16 protein-coding genes are annotated in these 17,906 nt (G+C 63.1%); 7 read left to right on the top strand and 9 right to left on the bottom strand.

Going from position 1 to position 17,906, the window contains the following annotated elements; genetic code table 11:
• Positions 1–39: 39 nt before the first annotated feature.
• Positions 40–855 carry an alpha/beta fold hydrolase gene (locus tag AB6O04_RS08015; protein WP_368563322.1) on the bottom strand — a complete coding sequence of 272 codons (816 nt, stop codon included), beginning with the start codon at positions 853–855 and terminating at the stop codon, positions 40–42.
• A 280-nt stretch (positions 856–1,135) separates the two neighbouring features.
• On the opposite strand from AB6O04_RS08015, the gene AB6O04_RS08010 reads away from it, so the two are divergent.
• The 6 genes from AB6O04_RS08010 (at position 1,136) to AB6O04_RS07985 (ending at position 6,277) form a co-directional block, all read left to right on the top strand.
• Positions 1,136–1,876: an SDR family NAD(P)-dependent oxidoreductase gene (locus AB6O04_RS08010; protein ID WP_368563321.1), complete on the top strand. Its 741-nt coding sequence runs from the start codon at positions 1,136–1,138 to the stop codon at positions 1,874–1,876.
• Between the two features lie 90 nt (positions 1,877–1,966).
• Entirely contained in the window at positions 1,967–3,295 is a 1,329-nt protein-coding gene (locus tag AB6O04_RS08005) for an epoxide hydrolase family protein (protein WP_368563320.1), read from the top strand.
• Between the two features lie 36 nt (positions 3,296–3,331).
• Positions 3,332–4,351, top strand: coding sequence for an alpha/beta fold hydrolase (locus AB6O04_RS08000; protein ID WP_368563319.1), 1,020 nt, complete (start codon positions 3,332–3,334; stop codon positions 4,349–4,351).
• Positions 4,352–4,455: 104 nt separating this feature from the next.
• Positions 4,456–4,872 carry an organic hydroperoxide resistance protein gene (locus tag AB6O04_RS07995; protein ID WP_368563317.1) on the top strand — a complete coding sequence of 139 codons (417 nt, stop codon included), beginning with the start codon at positions 4,456–4,458 and terminating at the stop codon, positions 4,870–4,872.
• Positions 4,873–5,009: 137 nt separating this feature from the next.
• Positions 5,010–5,714 (top strand): cytochrome c biogenesis CcdA family protein, encoded by a 705-nt coding sequence (locus AB6O04_RS07990; RefSeq protein WP_368563316.1) that lies wholly within the window; start codon positions 5,010–5,012, stop codon positions 5,712–5,714.
• Positions 5,715–5,716: 2 nt separating this feature from the next.
• A complete protein-coding gene (locus tag AB6O04_RS07985; RefSeq protein WP_368563314.1) occupies positions 5,717–6,277 on the top strand; it encodes a thioredoxin family protein in 561 nt (186 codons plus the stop codon).
• A gap of 143 nt (positions 6,278–6,420) precedes the next feature.
• On the opposite strand, the gene AB6O04_RS07980 is transcribed toward AB6O04_RS07985, so the two are convergent.
• The 4 genes from AB6O04_RS07980 to AB6O04_RS07965 form a co-directional block, all read right to left on the bottom strand.
• Positions 6,421–7,812: a hypothetical protein gene (locus AB6O04_RS07980; protein WP_368563312.1), complete on the bottom strand. Its 1,392-nt coding sequence runs from the start codon at positions 7,810–7,812 to the stop codon at positions 6,421–6,423.
• 213 nt (positions 7,813–8,025) lie between these two features.
• The gene (locus AB6O04_RS07975; protein WP_368563310.1) at positions 8,026–11,073 is read right to left on the bottom strand and encodes a TonB-dependent receptor; all 3,048 of its coding nucleotides are present in this window, start codon (positions 11,071–11,073) and stop codon (positions 8,026–8,028) included.
• A gap of 181 nt (positions 11,074–11,254) precedes the next feature.
• Positions 11,255–12,385 carry a FecR domain-containing protein gene (locus AB6O04_RS07970; RefSeq protein ID WP_368563308.1) on the bottom strand — a complete coding sequence of 377 codons (1,131 nt, stop codon included), beginning with the start codon at positions 12,383–12,385 and terminating at the stop codon, positions 11,255–11,257.
• Entirely contained in the window at positions 12,382–12,873 is a 492-nt protein-coding gene (locus AB6O04_RS07965) for an RNA polymerase sigma factor (RefSeq protein WP_368563306.1), read from the bottom strand. The genes AB6O04_RS07970 and AB6O04_RS07965 overlap by 4 nt, the downstream gene beginning before the upstream one ends.
• Positions 12,874–13,334: 461 nt before the next feature.
• On the opposite strand from AB6O04_RS07965, the gene AB6O04_RS07960 reads away from it, so the two are divergent.
• On the top strand, positions 13,335–13,745 hold the full coding sequence (locus AB6O04_RS07960; RefSeq protein WP_368563305.1) for a cupin domain-containing protein: 411 nt from the start codon (positions 13,335–13,337) through the stop codon (positions 13,743–13,745).
• A gap of 162 nt (positions 13,746–13,907) precedes the next feature.
• On the opposite strand, the gene AB6O04_RS07955 is transcribed toward AB6O04_RS07960, so the two are convergent.
• From AB6O04_RS07955 to AB6O04_RS07940, 4 genes are all read right to left on the bottom strand, one after another.
• The gene (locus AB6O04_RS07955; protein WP_368563303.1) at positions 13,908–15,065 is read right to left on the bottom strand and encodes a Gfo/Idh/MocA family protein; all 1,158 of its coding nucleotides are present in this window, start codon (positions 15,063–15,065) and stop codon (positions 13,908–13,910) included.
• Complete coding sequence (locus AB6O04_RS07950) at positions 15,062–16,114, bottom strand: sugar phosphate isomerase/epimerase family protein (RefSeq protein WP_368563302.1); 1,053 nt, start codon at positions 16,112–16,114, stop codon at positions 15,062–15,064. Before AB6O04_RS07950 ends, AB6O04_RS07955 begins: the two co-directional genes overlap by 4 nt.
• Positions 16,115–16,190: 76 nt before the next feature.
• Positions 16,191–16,706, bottom strand: coding sequence for an NUDIX domain-containing protein (locus AB6O04_RS07945; RefSeq protein ID WP_368563301.1), 516 nt, complete (start codon positions 16,704–16,706; stop codon positions 16,191–16,193).
• Positions 16,672–17,856: a sugar MFS transporter gene (locus AB6O04_RS07940; protein ID WP_368563300.1), complete on the bottom strand. Its 1,185-nt coding sequence runs from the start codon at positions 17,854–17,856 to the stop codon at positions 16,672–16,674. The genes AB6O04_RS07945 and AB6O04_RS07940 overlap by 35 nt, the downstream gene beginning before the upstream one ends.
• Between the last annotated feature and the right edge of the window lie 50 nt (positions 17,857–17,906).

The following is a 17,906-nucleotide window of genomic DNA, read 5'->3' as shown; positions in this document are numbered from 1 at the left end:
TTGTCATGGGAATAGTAGCGTCGAGGCGCGCCCTGCAACTCAACCGCCATCGTCGGCACCGGGCGCCGGGTCCGCCTGCTTCAGGCCAGCGGCTTCCAAAATGGCGTCGCTTACCTCACGCGGAGCGGACAATGGCGAAACGTGCCCCGCATTGACCGACCGCAATTTCGCGCCGATGCGCACCGCGGCCGCCACCTGCAGCTCAGGCGACAGCATGCGGTCCTTGCGCGAGACGACGTACCAGCTGGGCAGCGAACGCCATGCGGCGAAGCCGACGGGCTCGGACAATGCCGCCGCCTTCAACGGCAGCTGGTGTGCGCATACCTCTCGCACCAGGGCCGGCTTCAGGTCCTGAGCGAAATCGCTGGCGACCGTTTCCGCCGACAACGACAGGAAGCCGGCGGTTTCGACCAGTTTCTGCAAACCGGGTGCGAGCGGAAAACCCTCGCCCTGCTGCGCCGAGTTCTGGCCCACGTCCGGCGCGAAGGCCGCCACATACACCAGCGCCTCGACCTTGGGGTCGCGGCCGGCTTGGGTGATCACGGTGCCGCCCCACGAATGGCCGACCAACACGACCTTGCCAGGTGCGGCCGCGATGGCGCGCTGAGTGGCAGCCACATCGTCGGCAAGCGAGGTCAGCGGATTGTCCACCGCTATTACCGGAACGCCGTGCTTTCGCAAGCGTTCTGCCACCTTGTTCCAACTGGAAGCATCGGCAAAGGCGCCGTGCACCAGGACGACCGTCGGCGCATCCGGATCAACCGCAGGGGTTCGCGCCTGGGCGGCGACGGGTAGCACGGCAGCCGCCGTCAGTAGGACCAGCAAAGGGAAACCTGGTCGGCGAGCGGATTGCATGGTGAAACTCCGGTTGGTTGTGTGTGGCCATTGCAACGTCCTGCTGTATCCGCGCCTTGTCGGCCAGCGGCCGGATTCGTATCCCAACGCGTAGGCGGCGGCTGTGGATACATTCCGATACAACTCCCCCGCTTTTGTAAGCGTCTGTATCCAACGGCGTATCCACGCGGTTTGCTGACAAATCTCCCTGATTGGCGACACGTCGGCGACAAGTCCGCAGCGTGCAATGGCTCCATCGCCAACGGCACCTCCGCTGGCAGGACTCCCCAGAGGAAACGCCATGCACACCCCATCTTCCACACCCCAGAAAGCGGCTCTCGTCTTCGGCGGCTCTCGCGGTATCGGCGCTGCCGTCGCGCTGCGGCTCGCCCGCGAAGGCCATGCCGTCGCATTGACCTATGTGACCCGTCCGGACAAGGCTGCCGAGGTGGTCGCCACCATCGAGGCCGCTGGCGGCAACGCGCTCGCCATTCAAGCCGACAGCGCCGACGCCAACGCCATTGCAGCGGCCGTCGAACAATCGGTCGAACGCTTCGGTCTGTTGCACGTGACCGTGGTGAATGCCGGCGTCTACCGGGGCAGCCCGCTGGAACAATTCCCGCTGGAAATGCTGGACCAGTTGCTGACGGTCAATGTGCGCGGCGTGTTCCTGTCGATCCAGGCAGCCGCGGCACGCACGCGCGATGGTGGTCGCATCATCACCATCGGCAGTAACACGGCGGTGCGCAGTGGCAGCGTGGGCGGCAGCGCATACGCAATGACCAAGGCCGCCGTGGCAACGCTGGCTCGCGAACTGGCGCTGGATCTCGCACCGCGCCGCATCACCGTCAACAACATCCAGCCGGGCCCGATCGAAACCGACATCACCGCCGACATCCTGGACATGGTGGCCCAGCGCAGTCCGCTGCAGCGGGTCGGCCGACCAGAAGAAGTCGCGGCGTTGGTCGCCTACCTGGCCGGCAACGAAGCCGGCTACATGACCGGCGCCAGCCTGACCCTCGATGGCGGCTGGGTGATCTGACGCGCTGCGCTACTCGCCACCTTTCGAATCACCTCATCCGTCCGTCTCGCGCCTTCTCGCGCAATTCATCCAACTCAAGAGGAGCAGTTCATGTCCACTTTCGACCCCAACGAGATCATCAACTTCAAACGCCGGCACCTGATCGGTTCGACCGCGCTGGCCGCGGCGTCGATCGGCGCGCTCAACCTGTTGCCCTCCATCGCCGCGCAGGCAAAACAGAAGCATGGCGGCAATGACATCCGGCCTTTCCAGGTACACGTGGCCGAGCGCGATGTGCAGGACCTGCGTCGGCGTGTGCAGGCCACGCGCTGGCCGGATCGCGAACTCGTCGCCGATGATTCCCAAGGTCTGCAACTGTCCAAGCTGCAGGCGTTGGTCAACTATTGGGGCGGCGACTACGACTGGCGTCGGCTGGAAGCCAAGCTCAACCATCTCCCGCAGTTCATCACCACCATCGACGGCGTGGACATCCATTTCATCCACGTGCGTTCGCGGCATCGCAACGCGCTGCCAGTAATCCTCACGCACGGTTGGCCCGGTTCCATCCTGGAGTTCGTCAACACCATCGAACCGTTGACCAATCCAACTGCGTTCGGCGGCCGGGCCGAAGATGCCTTCGATGTCGTGATCCCTTCCATTCCCGGTTATGGCTTCTCAGGCCGCCCGACCGAACTGGGCTGGGGACCGGATCGCGTTGGCCGTGCGTGGCACGTGCTGATGCAACGGCTTGGCTACGATCACTACGTCTCGCAGGGTGGTGATCACGGTTCGGTGATCTCCGACGTGATGGGCCGGCAAGCGCCATCAGGTTTGAAAGGTATCCACCTGACCATGCCTGCGACGGTCCCTTCCGAGTTGGTAGGCGCCATCAACAGCGGCGCGCCGGCGCCGGCGGGGCTGACGCAGGTCGAACAAACCGCTTTCCAGACGCTGAGCCGCTTCTTCGGTCGCAACGCCGCCTACGGCGCAATGATGGTCACGCGCCCGCAGACGATCGGCTATGCCTTGAACGATTCGCCCGCGGGCATGGCGGCATGGATGTACGACAAGATCGCGCAGTGGACCGACAGCAATGGCGTGCCGGAGAACGTGCTCGGACGCGATGCGATTCTGGACGACATCAGTCTGTACTGGCTCACCAATACGTCGACTTCGGCCGGGCGCTTCTACTGGGAAAACAACAACAATAACTTCAGTGCCGCCGCGCAGAAGACCCACGAGATTTCCGTGCCGGTCGCGGTATCGGTGTTTCCTGGCGAGATCTATCGCGCGCCGCGCAGCTGGACCGAGCGCGCCTATCCGACGCTCTACTACTTCAACGAAGCCGAGAAGGGCGGCCACTTCGCCGCCTGGGAACAACCGCAGTTGTTCAGCGCCGAATTGCGCGCCGCCTTCCGGCCGTTGCGCAACGCCAAGTGATCCAACACCGACCTCATCCTTATCAGGAGCACGCTCATGCAAACGATCAAGTCCCGTTCCATCATTCGGTTATTGCCGTGGTTGCTTTCCGCGCAGTTCGCGTTCGCCGGCATCGCCAGCGCTGCATCGCCAGAGGCCACTCACGCCGCCATTCCAGCGGTATTGGTGGCAGACAGGCAGATCGACGCCAGCGACCTGAGCATCGGCTATGCCGATCTGGGTCCTTCCGACGGCAAGGTCATCATCCTGCTGCACGGATGGCCATACGACATCAACAGCTACGCGGAAGTGGCGCCGCAACTGGCGGCGCGCGGTTATCGCGTCATCGTGCCGCACCTGCGTGGCTACGGCAGTACCCGCTTCCGCTCCGCCGACACGCCGCGCAATGGCGAGCCCGCCGCGCTGGCGTCCGACGTCATCGCTTTGATGGATGCGCTGAAGATCCAGCGTGCCACCATCGCAGGCTTTGACTGGGGCGCACGGTCGGCGGGCATCGTGGCGGCGCTGTGGCCGGAACGTGTCACGGCACTGGTGTCGGTGAGCGGCTACCTGATCGGCAGCCAGGAGGCCGGCAAGCAGCCGTTGCCGCCGGAAGCTGAGCTGAAGTGGTGGTACCAGTACTACTTCGCCACCGATCGCGGTCGTGCCGGTTATACGAAATACACGCACGACTTCGCCAAACAGATCTGGCAGTTGGCTTCGCCGCAGTGGAATTTCGACGATGCCACCTTCGACCGAAGCGCCGCCGCTTTGGACAACCCCGACCACGTCGCGATCACCGTGCACAACTACCGCTGGCGCCTGGGCTTGGCCGACGGTGAGCCGAAGTACGCCGCGCTGGAGCAACGCCTGGCGCAGGCACCGACGATCAGCGTGCCGACCATCACCATTGAAGGCGACGCGAACGGCGCACCGCATCCGTTACCTGCCAGCTACGCGAAAAAATTCACCGGCAAGTACGAACACCGCACTTTCACAGGCGGCGTCGGCCACAACCCGCCGCAGGAAGCGCCACGCGAATTCGTGCAGGCGGTGATCGACGCCACTCGGTTGTGATGAGGATTCTCCGCGCCGCACGCGTGAAGGATCGCGACACGTTTTCACCCGCCTGGCGCCCGTGAGCGTCCGGCTTCCAATCCCGCAAACTCCAAGGAGTTCCCATGACTACTCTCGACAAAGTTCTCTACACCGGAAAAACCCACACCGTTGGCGGCCGCGAAGGCCATGCACGCAGCAATGACGGTCAACTCGACGTCATCCTGTCGCCACCCGGCAGCAACCGCCCTGGAACCAACCCGGAACAATTGTTCGCCGCCGGCTGGTCGGCCTGCTTTGAAGGCGCAATGGGTTTGGCTGCCCGCAAGTTCAAGATTGCGATTCCGGCGGATGCGGCTATCGATGCAGAAGTGGACCTGGGCCTGGTAGGCGACGGTTACCAGTTGCAGGCGCGCTTGAATGTGTCGCTGCCGGGCCTGTCGCGCGAACAGGCGCAAATGCTGGTCGACGAAGCGCATCGCACGTGTCCGTATTCCAAAGCCACGCGCGGCAACATCGACGTGCAGATCCGGTTGGTCTGACACCCTTTTTGTAACGCAGTGTCGCCAGCGCCTCAGACCGCACTCGCCGTTACAAAAACCCTGTTGCCGGCACACACCCCGGTGACATCCGGGCGGTGGAATGGCCATCCATCCACCGCACCGCAGGCATCGCCCCCATGATCGAATACGCATTAGCCATCGCCGCTGGCATGGCCACCATTCTCTCTCCCTGCATTCTTCCCGTCCTGCCGATCGTGTTGGCCACCAGCACCGGCCGTCGCCGCGAAGACCCGCTGCTGGTGATCGCCGGTTTCGTGGCGACGTTCGCCGCTGGCGGAATCCTGATCGGCATCCTCTCGGCATCGTCAGGCGCGTTGCAGGACTTCATCCGCAGCGCGTCCATCGCTGTGCTGTTGGTCGCCGGCCTGGCATGTTTCTGGCCGGCGCCCTTCGACTGGATCGTCGACCGGATACGTCAATGGCGCGCATCGGGTAAGACGGCATCGACACATCGGCTCCCCGTCGGCGGTCGAATCGGCGTCTTGCTGATCGGTGCTTCGCTAGGACTGGCATGGACGCCCTGCGCCGGACCCGTGCTCGCTTCGGTGTTGTCGCTGGCGGCTAGCGCACAGGAGCCAAGCCGAGCGACCGCTTTGCTGGCGCTCTATGCGGTAGGCGCCGGTATCCCGATGTTGTTCATCGCCTATGGCGGTCATTGGGTGACCTCGCGCCTGGTTTTCTTTCAACGCCATGCAGGTGCACTGCGCCGCATCTTCGGTGCATTGGCTGTTGCCGTCGCCGTTCTTCAATTGTTCCAGTACGACGTCTTGGTGTCGGCCTGGGCAACCCAATGGCTCCCCTCCGTTTCGCAAGGACTATGACCATGAAGCTGATCAAACCCGTCGTTACACTGTTGGCCGCCTGCCTGTTCGCCTCCGCTTGCTCGCCGAGCGTGGCTTACGATCCGGTCGAACCTACCCGCACCTCGCCCGCACCCGTCGCGCCGGAGTTCACAGGCATCGGCCAGTGGCTCAACAGCCAGCCACTGACATTGCAGCAGCTGCGCGGGAAAGTGGTGCTGGTGGAGTTTTGGACCTATTCCTGCATCAACTGTATTCGCGTTCTGCCGCACACCAAGGCATGGCATGAAAAGTACAAGGACCAGGGCCTGGTGGTGGTGGGCGTGCACACGCCCGAGTACGGCTACGAAAAACAGCTACCGAACCTCAAGGCCGCGGTGAAGCGATTCGGCATCACCTATCCCGTCGCGCAGGACAACGACTACCGCACCTGGAATGCCTACGGCAACCGGTACTGGCCGGCGTTGTATCTGATCGACCAGGACGGCCGCATCGTCTATCAGCACTTTGGCGAAGGACAGTACAAAGCCACCGAAGCGAGAATCCAGCAACTTCTTTCGGCTAATCGCAACACTGCTAGATGAGAACGCCGCCCATCTTTGCTCACCATCCCGTCGCGCATGCAACGGACAACCAGCACGCCTGTGGGCGTGCTGGTTGGGTGCCCAAGAGTGATTAGAAGATGCTAGTTCGTTCTCTTCGAACAAGCGCTCGCCGCGTCCAGGCACTACGGCGCAGCGATCTCGACGAACACCGGATTGGAGTAGAACCATAGGTCCTGCCAGGGATCTTCTCCGGGAGAATCCGCGAGCGGCACTACTTCTGACGTAGTTGATCCGCGCGCACGCACGAAGCCTCCGTGCCGCGGCACCGGCAACTCCCAGGACAACGATTTCCACTCGCCTTCGCTTTTCCACGCGTCACGACCGAAACGCTTCGCTTCCATCCTTGGTCCTGGGCGGTCGCCGCCGCGGCTTCCCACGATGAGTTCGACGTGATCCAACACCGGCCGCTGACCATTGAAGTTCGGCTGAGCAGGTTGGCGAATCCTCAGTTCCACTCGCATGGTTGCTTCCGCCGAAAGCACCAACGCACCGCCCATGCCAGCGCTCTGGTTCGGCTTGTCGGCTACGCGCACGGTCAGCTCCATCGCATCGATCAGATCGCCGGTCACCGCGAACATTCTTCCCTCACGCATGCCATCGAGGATGTCTCCGGCTTCGTGTCGCGCCCAGACGTAGGTCTTGCTGTACTGGCCAGGATCAAAATCGCGGCCGCCGTCGCGCACATTCACATGCGAGTCCGAGGTCGCGGTGATCCAGAACCGCCGGCCTTCCGCGAGCATGGTGTCCCACACGCCGCCGACCTGCGCGGTCATCTGATCGAATCCGCCGAACGTGGGCGCGCCGGCGTTTCGATAAAGTCCGCGATGTGCCGGAGCGGCCTGGTGACCGGGCGCGCCTTCCATGCCTACCAGCACCCGCGGTGCGGCATCGTGCCAGGCGCGCAGTTCAGCCGGCTCTACTTCGCCCCATTGGCCGATGCCGGTGGCGGTGCGGGAGGGATGATTGATGAGCATCAAAGGCGGCGATGGCAGCGCACGTATATGTGCCAGCGCAGCGAGCATCCACTTACCATCGTCTCGGGTGTCGGGTTCCAACGGCTCACTGCGACCGTATTCACGCTCGATCGTGACCAGTTGATCGCGCTCGTCTGCACCCGGCGCGATGATCAGCGATGCATGCTCAGCGGCCGGAACGTCGAACTCCATTCCGTTGAATTGAATCAACGCCGGCACCTCCCGTCGCGCCTCCAGCAGCGCAGGCCAAGCGTGGTCGTGCGTCACCCGCGAGTGGCCGGGGCCGCCGTGATCGGTATGCACCATCCAGGTCAGGCCATGCGCCAAGGCTTGTTGCGCATTGCGGGTGCGTGTGTAGGGTGAATCTCCGCCACGGATCGGTGTGGGCGGAGAAGTCGATCGATCCCAGTCGACACTCCACTCGCTGTGCACATGGTGGTCGCCGGCCTGCCAGCTCCGGCCGTCGTCCCGATCGGAAGCCTGGACCACGCATGGCCAAGCTATCAGTGCCACGATCGGCAGGAGCCGCAAGATAAGCATCGGATTCTTCCTTCTTTTCTAAGAACCTGTTCACGATCTCCTGCCATGCGACGTAGAGCGGAGCTTGCTCCGCTCTTGGCGCGCTGGATTCGAGCAAGAGCAGCCGAGCAAGCTCGGCTCTACGATAGGTGCATGTCAGCACCCGCAGAAACGACCGCAAGGAATAGCCGTGGTGGCGGCAGGCCACCACGGCGAGGCAACGAGCGGTCGGGCTTAGAAATCAGCGCGTATACCCAGGCTGATGCGGCGACCCGAGCGCTCGTACATGGTCGGGAAAGAGGGATCCATGGTGTAGCCCGTGGTTTCCTCATCGGTCATGTTGATGCCTTTCAGGCTGAGCTTGATGTTGTCGGTCAGCCGGTAGCCGATGGAGATGTCCAGTTGTCCGTACGCATCGCGCCAGATCGGGTACATGTTGTAGCCGATGGATTCGACGTATTCATCCTTGTGGTTGTACGACACGCGCGCATCGAAACGGTCGTTCTCGTAGTACGCCGTGAAGTTGTAGGTTTTTTCGGACAGGCCGGGCATCGGCGTGGTGATGCCAAGATCGGACTCGCCAGCCAGCGAGCTGTCCAGCATCGTGTAGTTGGCGTTGATGCCGAACCCTTCCAACGCACTGTGCAGCACGCTCAGCGGCAGCTGGGCGTTCAGCTCGATGCCGTCGACCTCGTAGGACCCGTCGGCGTTCACCGGCTGGTAGACGTCGAAGTCGTAGTGGCCGTTGAGCGTGCCATTGGCGTTGTACACCGCCACGTTCTCGACCACGCCGGTCAGCGAATTGACAACGACGCCGTCGATTTTCTTGTAGAAGTACGAAGCGGCCAGCAATCCCCCGTTGTCGAAGTACTTCTCCAGGCCGATTTCCCATTGCTTGGCATAGGTCGGCAACAGGTCCGGATTGCCGTCGGTGAATCGGAAAGAACTCCAGCTGGCGGTTCGCTTGTACGCGATATCGGTCAGCGCTGGGCGGATAAGCGTTTCCGAAGCCGCTGCGCGCAGCAGCAGGCCGCTGGACAATTCAGCGGTCATGTTGAAGCTGGGCAGGACATCCTTGTAGCTGCCTTTCTTGGACACCGGCGTGTCGGTATAGCCGGTAGTGCCGTCCGCGTTCTGGACAGGGTGGTAGCCGAACGACAGCACCGACGTATCGACATAACGCGCACCCGCGTTGATCGATACCGGCACACTGCCCAGATCGAAGGCCAGGTCGGCCATCGCGTACAGACTGGCCACTTCCTCGTCCACGCGGTAGTACTGGCCGTCGTCGAACGGCGTGGCGAAGCCGGCATAGCGGAACGTATTGCGGGCGTAGTCATTGGAGACCTGCTGCCAGTCCAAGCCCTTCATGCTGTAGGCGCCGCCGGGGACGATGTCGCTGATCCACTGCAACGGGCTGTCGGCCAGCGTGCGCGTGTTCACCCACGAGCTGTCGCCGGCACTCGGTCCGGTGATCTTGATTTCGCCGTAGTCGCGCTCCTTCGACTTGTCCGTATAGCGCGCACCGAACTGCAGGTTGCGCAGCGCCGGTAGAAAGGCAAGGTCGAGCGCCTTGTTGAAATCCAGCTGTGCGGCGTATTTGTCGTCGGTGATCTTTTCCAGCGTGGTTTCGTAGGCCTCGAACAGATACCGGCCCGGCGAGCTGTACATATCGAAGCTGGCCGGATTGGCGCTGGGGATGGTCTCGCCGCTATGGCCGTTCCAGCGCGTGCGCGAAGGCGCATAGGCCACGTGCTTCAAGTTGGCATGGTCCAGGGTCTTCTCCGCGCCGGAGTAGCCCACCATGGCATCGAGATCCCAGGTGTCGCCTTTCCAATCCAGCGCCAGGCTGTACTGGTTGAAGTCGGTCTTGTTGATACGCTCCTTGCTCAGGAACTCATGCTGGGTGGCGGTGTAGGACACGTCGCGCAGCACGACCATGCCGTACTCGGACAGCGTGGTGGCATCGTATTCATGGATGGTTTCCAGCGTGCTGCGGCTGGAGGCGGAATAAGCGGCGGCGTCGTATTCGTCCTCGGTGCTGTCGTAGCCGCCGACCAGCGCGTCGAAGGTCAGGCTGAAATTGTTGCTGGGCTTGTATTGCAGCGATGCGGTGGCACCCCACTTTTCCTGATCGTTCAGATAGACGCGGTCGCCGACTTTGTCCTGGAACACGATCAGATTGGTCTCATCGGTGTTGGTGCGGCTGTCGATGATCACGCCGGCATCGCGCTCCAGGACGGCTTCGGCCTGTGTGCCGCGGGTACCCGATGCGCCAAGGAAGCGCGACATCGACCGGAAGTTGATGCCGGAAGTGGAATCGGTGCGGTTGGTACGCTCCGCCCTGGAGAACGACACCAGCGCACCCCAGTCGCCCCAGGTGTCGCTGGCCAGGAACGAAAGCTTGGGATCGATCTCTTCGGAAATGGAGTTGTGCGCGCCTTCCGCGGAGACCACCAGCTTGCGCCCGCTGTAGTCGAACGGGCGAGCGGTCGAAATCTGCACGGAACCCGCGATGCCGCCCTCCTCATCCGCGGCGGTGGGCGACTTCTGCACCGTCACCTGCTGGATGATTTCCGACGCGAAGATGTCGAACTCCACGTCACGCCCGCCACTGCCGGAGGCCGTCGCCAGGTCGTTGATGGAGACATGGGTGTATTCGGACGGCAGCCCGCGCACGTTGACCTTGCTGCCCAGGCCCTTGCTGCGTTCGATGGTCACGCCTGGCATGCGCTGCAGCGCCTCGGCCAGATTCTGTTCCGGAAAATCGGCCACATCGGTGGCAACGATAGAGTCGGAGAAACCGATGTTCGACCGTTTGATGTCCACCGCCTGTTCGAGGCTGCGGCTGTAGCTGCCGACCACTTCAACGCTCTCCAGCTCCTGCGGGGCAACGTCGGCCTGCGGAGATTCGGCGGCGGCTGCCGGCGCCTGGACAGCAGGCGTCAGTACGGCGGGTGCGCCCAGCGCCGCGTCCGCCTCGATGGTTACCGTGGTGGTGTTGAGATAGCGGTAGCGCAGTCCGGTGCCGGCGAGCAGTTGCTGGAGTACTTCTTCGGCGGGAAGGCCTGCAGGAATGGAACGCGTGCGTGGGTTGCCGGCGGCCTGTGCGTTGTAGACGAACTGCAGACCTGTCTGGCGCGACAAGGCATTGAGCGCGCGGTCCAAAGGTTGCGACGGAATGGCCTCGGTGGCGACGCTGGCCTCCTGCGCGGCGGCGGTAGCGATGGTGGTAGTCGCCTGCAGGGCAAGGGCGATCGAGAGAAACAGAGTTCGGCGCATCGTAAGGTCCAGTGGGGTGATGATGGTCGTCGCGAAACGTGATCGTTCGCGCTTGCCTGGAGTACGACGGCGCTAGAGGAAGGTCGGGCACCTTTTTTTGATGAATTTTTTCTGACAGCGCCAGTGGGGTTGCCGCCACAGGCAACGATTCGAAGGGGAAACGCTGTCGCGCGCGGTCGTGCTACCGATTCCCTGTGCTGGTGCCTTCCGGGCTGCGCGCACTGATCCTGATTTCGTTCTCCGTGACGGTCGTCGTAAGCGCGGGTTGTTCGTCGAGGAAGACGCGTAACGAGTCCAGATCGTCCGCACTCAGGTTCCCCGTCAGACGCAAGGCGCCTGCCGCCGCATCGTCGATGCGCAGACGGACTTTGTTCAAACGGTTGAACTGCTCGGCCACGTCCCGGAGGGGCTCGTCGCGAAACACGATGCGCCGCTTCCACCATGCCGTCATCGTGTCGACATCCTCCTGACTTATGCGGACGGCATGATCTCGATAGTCGACACGGGCGTTTTGACCGGCACGCACGTCCGCTAGCAGCCGGCCTTCACCGGCGTCGCTGATGATGTGCACGCGACCTTCGGTCACGCCGATCCGTGCCTGCTCGCGTTGTAGCGAGACGTCGAATGTCGTGCCTATGTCCTGTATTTCCAGGCCTGCCGCATGTGCCGTGAAGGGGCGGCGATCCTCCGCCACAATGAAACTCGCCTGCCCGCGCGATAGTTCGACGCGGCGGTGGAACAAACTGAAGCGCGTGGACAACGTGCTCTCTGCGTTCAAATGCACGACGGTGCCGTCGGGGAGCGCGAAACTGCGCGGCGCGCCATGCGCGGCGACGTAGTGTCCGGACTGTGGCAAGGAAGCCTGCACTCCGATTCCCAGGCCAAGGAGCAGGACCGCTGCCGCCGCGATTCGCGGCGAGCGTGCTTTTGACGAACGTGCTTTTGACGAGCGAGCTTTTGGCGAACGCGCTTGTGGAGAGCTTGCTCGTGGCGAATGTGAGCGGTGGGGCGCGGCCTTCAATGGAGGGAGCGAACTTCTGACAGGAAGTGCGACCACATTGTCGGGCGTTGACGGCGTGGACTCATCGCTTATCAGCGCTTCCAGGTCGATCGACATCCCGCGCATCGCATCGCCCAGCTCGCCTGCCACCCGGCCGATGGCCAGGTATTCACGCAGGTGTTCCGGCGAGACCACCAGCCAATCCATGAACTGAGCCTGCTGAGTGGCGTTCAACGGCCCCTGGCGTTGCAGCGCATGCCAATGCGCCGCTTCACGCGTGATGTGCGCCTGAAGGTGCCTGGACTCGCTCACCACGCCTCCGCCACATCGCCCAATGCCTGCCGGCAAAAGGACAGACCGCGCACCACGTGCTTCTTCACCATGTGCGGCGATACGCCCAGCCGCTCGGCGATCTGCTTGTAGGTCAGGCCATCGCGGTACTGCATCACCAGCACCGCGCGGGTGCGGCCCGGCAGGCTGCCCAATAGTACCTGCAGCCGTTGCCGCCGCTGTGCGCGCTCAGTTGCGTCCTCGACGCTTTCCTCGGAAGCGAACAGCGTCACGATGTTCTCCAGTTCATCGATCGGTAGCAGTGATCGCTGGCGGCGTACCGCCTGTTCGCGGGCAAGGTTCAGTGCGACCGTAAAGAGATACGCCTCCGGGTTGGCGATCGCTTCGCCCTGGCAATGATGCGCGCGGAGCAGACGCAGGTAGGTTTCCTGCACCAGGTCCTCGGCGTCGTCGTTCGCGCCGCGGCGCACGAAGAATCCGCGCAGCACCGGCCCCTGTTCCGCGAACATGCGCGCCAGTCCCCTTTTTGCCTGTTCGGCCAATGTACCGCCCTGCCCCTGGAGTGCGCGGCACGGTACGGGTACTCCATGACGTTACGGTGACGGTCCAAGTATTTGGAGCGCGCTTCGCGTAGAAAAGGCGCCTTTTTGGCGGAGGGGCGGTCCCTCACCCTGTCTCAGCGCGGTGGCCGCCCCCGGCCCTTCAATCTGCTGTATCCGCATTGGCGCCACGGCGCGCCGCGCGTACCTGCCTTCGTTGACTTCCTGCTGTAGTCGCTGCGCAGAAACGCGTGGTCCGGACCCGGCAGGTCGGCGACCCTGACTTCCCCAGGCGGCGCGGGCACCGATTTCGTCGCGGCCTGTATCCACAGCGGCACCGGATACACACGCTTACACAGTGGCGTGTGCCTCGACACACGCGGGGTACATGCAAGGCGTCTCATGACGTACCAAACACAGGAGATGAAAAAATGAAAAAGACGCACATCCTCGCAACTGCATCGCTGGCCGTGCTGGCAGGCGTGGGGCTACTGACGGCGAACGCCCAATCGTCAGGCATCGGGCGCCATGAAGCCTTGCGGCACGATCTGGACGTTCCCGGGCGGGAAGTGGTCCAGGTGCGAGTGGACTTCGCGCCGGGTGCCGCTTTCGGCATGCATACCCATCCGGGTGTCGAGGTGGCTTACGTGTTGGAAGGCACGGTGGAGTACTCGTTCGAAGACAAGCCACCGGTCACGCTTAAAGCCGGCGAATCGCTGTACCTCCCGGCGGGTACGCCGCATGCGGCGCGCAACCCAGGCCAAGGTCCGGCTGCGGAGCTTGCCACTTACCTGGTCGAGAAAGGCAAACCGATCGTGGTGCCGCATCCTGCGACGCATTGAGCCATAGTCGGCGTCGAAAGCGGCGTGTATTGCAGGTGCCACCGCCCCACAGCGTCATCATTGAAGAAGCGTTTCGGCGCTTCAAATATCGTTCGAGAAATCCATGAACACACCACTGAAACGAAACGCCATTGCCGCGACTCTCGCTGTCAGAAGCAATGGCTACGCGGCGACGGGCACCCAAACCGCGCCTTGTCGCGCGCTGGCCACCGCGGCCTCGATGAAGGCCATGCCGGCGATACCGTCGTCGATGCCGGGGAGATCGAGATCATCCGGGGGCGACCCGCCCGCGACTTCAGCGCCGATCGCGCGGAAAGCCTCCCGATACAGGTTGGCGAACGCTTCCAGGTAACCTTCCGGATGCCCGGCCGGTATCCGCGTGACGCCTTGCGCGACCTCACCGACATAGCCGTTGCCGCGGCGCATGATTTCGCGCGGGCGGTCCGGGTATTTCACGATCAGTTCGTTGGGATGTTCCTGCTGCCACTCCAGCGAAGCCTCAGTGCCGTACACGCGCAGGCTCAGGTTGTTCTCTTCGCCAACCGCAATTTGCGAGCTGTGCAGCACACCGCGCGCGCCGCCTTCGAAGCGCAGCAACAGGTTGCCGTCATCGTCCAGGCGACGGCCGGGCACGAAGGCGGTGAGGTCGGCGCACAGTTCGGTGATGCGCAAGCCGGTGACGTAGCGCGCCAGGTTTTCCGCATGCGTGCCGATGTCGCCCATGCACCCGGCCGCGCCGCTGCGAGCCGGATCGGTGCGCCACGAGGCCTGCTTCTGGCCGCTGCTTTCGATGTCGCGCGCCAGCCACCCTTGCGAATACTCCACCACCACCTTGCGCAGCGTGCCGAGGGCACCGCTGCGCACCAGCGCGCGCGCCTGTTTCACCATCGCGTTGCCGGTGTAGTTGTGGGTCAGCGCGAACACCTTGCCGCTGCGCGCGACCGTCTCGCGCAAGGCGCGCGCTTCCGCCAGCGTCAGCGTGACCGGCTTGTCGCAGACCACGTTGAAGCCTTGCTCCAGGAACAGCGTCGCAGCCGGGAAATGCTGGTCGTTCGGGGTGACGATCACCACGAAGTCCAACCGTTCACCAGGCGGGCGCGCCGCCTCGGCCTCGGCCATCTCGCGATAGCTGCCGTATGCGCGTTCGCTGGGTACGAACAGGTCGGCTGCCGAATCGCGCGAGCGTTGCGGATCCGATGAGAACGCACCGGCGACCAGTTCAGCCTGCCCATCCATCTGTGCGGCGATCCGGTGCACGGCGCCAATGAAAGCACCGCGGCCGCCGCCGACCATGCCGAAGCGTAGCTTGCGTCCGATCACACCATTCCTCCGCGGCCACGGCCCTCGAATGCCGCATCGAACGCGACCGCACTGGGCGGGAAATCGAGCTGGCGCACGAAGGCCGCGGCCTCGGTAGCGCCGTGCACGCGATCCATGCGCGCGTCTTCCCATTCCACCGACAGCGGGCCGCGGTAACCGATGTCGTTCAACGCGACGATGATGTCCTGGAAGCGGACATCGCCGCGCCCGACCGAGCGGAAGTCCCAGTTGCGACGTGCGTCGCCGAAGTCGGTATGGCCGCCGAACACGCCCACGCTGCCGTCGCCGCGTCCCCACCAGACGTCTTTCATGTGGACATGATAGATGCGGTCGCCAAAGGTGCGCAGGAAGCGGATGTAGTCCACGCCCTGGTAAGCGAAATGCGAGGGATCGAAGTTGAAACCGAAGCGCGGGTGATGGTCGACCGCTTCCAGTGCACGTTGCGCGCTGGCGATGTCGAACGCGATCTCGGTGGGGTGCACTTCCAAGGCGAAGTTCACGTTGACCGCGTCGAAGGCGTCGAGGATCGGCCGCCAGCGCTTTGCGAAATCACCGAAGCCTTTTTGCAAATAATCCTGCGACGTCGGCGGAAAGGCATAGACCGCATGCCAGATCGACGAGCCGGTAAAGCCGGTGACCACCGCCGGGAAATCGATCGCCGCCGCACCCGGCCGCGCATCGAAGAAAGCCCGCGCTGCCTTGGCGGTATCGATCATCCGCGCCGCAGCGCGCTGGCGCACGCCTTCCGGCTCGCCGTCGCCCCAGATCTCCGGCGGCAGGATCGCCTGATGACGCTCGTCGACCAAGTCGCAGACCGCCTGCCCGACCAGATGATTGGCAATCGCATGACACGCCAACCCCTGGGATTGCAAAACGCTCCAACGCTGACGCACATAGTCCGGCGAAGCTAGCGCGCGTTCGACATCAAAGTGGTCGCCCCAGCACGCCAGCTCCAGACCGTCGTAGCCCATGGCAACGGTCTTGCTGGCGAGTTCGTCGAGCGTGAGGTCGGCCCATTGCCCAGTGAACAGCGTGACGGGACGTGGCATATGCGAAGACTCCTGTTATTCGTGTGCTGGCGCTTGAACGTACCAACCCGCAGGACAGGCCGACTCAGAACGCACGCTACACATAGTAGGAAAGCAAGGCTTTATCAATGGCTGAAAATTCTATCGGCAGTCTGGATGCAGGCCAGAAGCCGATAAGGTCTATTTCACTGTTGCTTACGAAAAGATTGGGCGCATCAATGTCTGCACAGTACACCGCGCCGTAGATGGTATTTGTCTTGGTGCCACATGGAACTTCGATCTCCAAGGCTGCCCGCCAGCGCAGGTCCGTGACATGCTGCCCAGACTCCTCTTTCAGCTCTCGCGTAGCACATTGTCTTGCAGACTCCCCAGCGTCAATGAATCCACCGGGCAACTCCCAAATATCCCTTTGTGCGTTATGCACCAACAAGTAGCCAGAGCTGTGGCGTCCAATAACGAGTGAAAAAGTAACGGGTAGAGCTTCAGCGGCAGGCTCATCAATCTCTTTGATCGAGAGAAGGCGTTCTCCTCGTTCGTTCTCTATCGGAGCCATGGTGAGAAAGTGTGCCCTAACTCGTTCATGCACCAACGCGTTCGATGCGATAGCCGCCACGGGCTCGATCGATCAGATGGAGGATGCCGAAGATCAGCGCGATCAGGACCGGCAGCACCGCCCATATGGGCAATACGTTAGCGGCGCCGTAGGTGTTGTTGATCCAGCCCATGACCGGCCCGGCCACCGCGGTCGAGAACGCACCGGCGGCGCCGACCATCGCCAGCGCCAGCGCACCGCCGCGCGGAAAGCGCTCGGAGGTCAGCCCCAGCATCGTCGGCCACCAGAACGCAGTGCCCACTGCGAGCAATGCAGCGGCGGCGAACGCCAGTACCGGCGTATCGGCACGCCCGAACAGCCACAACCCGATCGCCGCGATAGGCGCGGTCACCGCGACCAGCGTCACCGGCGAGAACCGATGCGCCAAGCCTCCACCGAATTGCCGCAATGCGTACATGATGCCGTTGATCCACACCAGCAGCAGTACGCCGGCCTGCAGCGTGCTGTGCATGACTTCGTTGAAGATGTTGCTGACCCATTGGCCCGGGCCGAGCTCGGTGGCCGCGGTCAACCACATGCAGACGAACACCACCAGGAACAGCGGGCGCTTGAGTTCGCCATACATGGCAGCAGTGGAAACGCCCGCCGCCTTGCGTTCGGTCTCGGGAAAGCGCTGCGCGAAGAACATCGCCGCGTAGATCGCCGACGGCAGCAGCATCAACAGCATCTTGGCTTGCCAGCCCAGGCCGATCTGGGTGAAGGCGAAGGCGAGTACGCCGCCAATTACGATGCCGCCCGGGAACCAGGCATGCAGCTTGACCAGCCGCGCGGTCTTTTCTTCGCGGTATAGCGTGGCGATGAGCGGATTGATGCCGGCCTCGACAAAACCATTCGCGATGCCGATGACCACGGTGGCGGCGAACAGCATGGTGAAATCGGTGGCGAACACGGTGAGCAGCACGCCGGCGATATGACCCACGGCAGCCAGCTTCAGTATTCGCCCCATGCCGAGCAGATCACACAGCGTGCCGCCGAACAGGATCGACAGGCCGAAGCCCCAGAACGCGGCGCCGCTGATCCAGCCCAACTGGACCTTGTCGAGTCCGAACACGAGCTCCAACTCGCCCATGATGTCGCCGCGGATGGCGAACGACATCGCGGTGGCTAGCAGGGCAATACAACTGGCGACGAACAGGCGCTGCGGGTTCATACGTTATCTCCGCGGATGGGACGAATGTTTCAGGGCAACGCACTTAATAG

Origin of the sequence: Pseudoxanthomonas sp. UTMC 1351 (genome assembly GCF_040948865.1) — a bacterium.
In the GTDB taxonomy this organism is placed as follows: Bacteria; Pseudomonadota; Gammaproteobacteria; order Xanthomonadales; family Xanthomonadaceae; genus Pseudoxanthomonas_A.
This window is presented reverse-complemented; position numbering and strand designations above follow the sequence as displayed.

Bases quoted from the DNA above. Each gene is read 5' to 3' on its own strand.
- AB6O04_RS08015 (WP_368563322.1), bottom strand. From the start codon at position 855: ATGCAATCCGCTCGCCGACCAGGTTTCCCTTTGCTGGTCCTACTGACG.
- AB6O04_RS07965 (WP_368563306.1), bottom strand. From the start codon at position 12,873: ATGTTCGCGGAACAGGGGCCGGTGCTGCGCGGATTCTTCGTGCGCCGC.
- AB6O04_RS08010 (WP_368563321.1), top strand. From the start codon at position 1,136: ATGCACACCCCATCTTCCACACCCCAGAAAGCGGCTCTCGTCTTCGGC.
- AB6O04_RS07960 (WP_368563305.1), top strand. From the start codon at position 13,335: ATGAAAAAGACGCACATCCTCGCAACTGCATCGCTGGCCGTGCTGGCA.
- AB6O04_RS07940 (WP_368563300.1), bottom strand. From the start codon at position 17,856: ATGAACCCGCAGCGCCTGTTCGTCGCCAGTTGTATTGCCCTGCTAGCC.
- AB6O04_RS08000 (WP_368563319.1), top strand. From the start codon at position 3,332: ATGCAAACGATCAAGTCCCGTTCCATCATTCGGTTATTGCCGTGGTTG.
- AB6O04_RS07975 (WP_368563310.1), bottom strand. From the start codon at position 11,073: ATGCGCCGAACTCTGTTTCTCTCGATCGCCCTTGCCCTGCAGGCGACT.
- AB6O04_RS07980 (WP_368563312.1), bottom strand. From the start codon at position 7,812: ATGCTTATCTTGCGGCTCCTGCCGATCGTGGCACTGATAGCTTGGCCA.
- AB6O04_RS07990 (WP_368563316.1), top strand. From the start codon at position 5,010: ATGATCGAATACGCATTAGCCATCGCCGCTGGCATGGCCACCATTCTC.
- AB6O04_RS07995 (WP_368563317.1), top strand. From the start codon at position 4,456: ATGACTACTCTCGACAAAGTTCTCTACACCGGAAAAACCCACACCGTT.
- AB6O04_RS07950 (WP_368563302.1), bottom strand. From the start codon at position 16,114: ATGCCACGTCCCGTCACGCTGTTCACTGGGCAATGGGCCGACCTCACG.
- AB6O04_RS07985 (WP_368563314.1), top strand. From the start codon at position 5,717: ATGAAGCTGATCAAACCCGTCGTTACACTGTTGGCCGCCTGCCTGTTC.
- AB6O04_RS08005 (WP_368563320.1), top strand. From the start codon at position 1,967: ATGTCCACTTTCGACCCCAACGAGATCATCAACTTCAAACGCCGGCAC.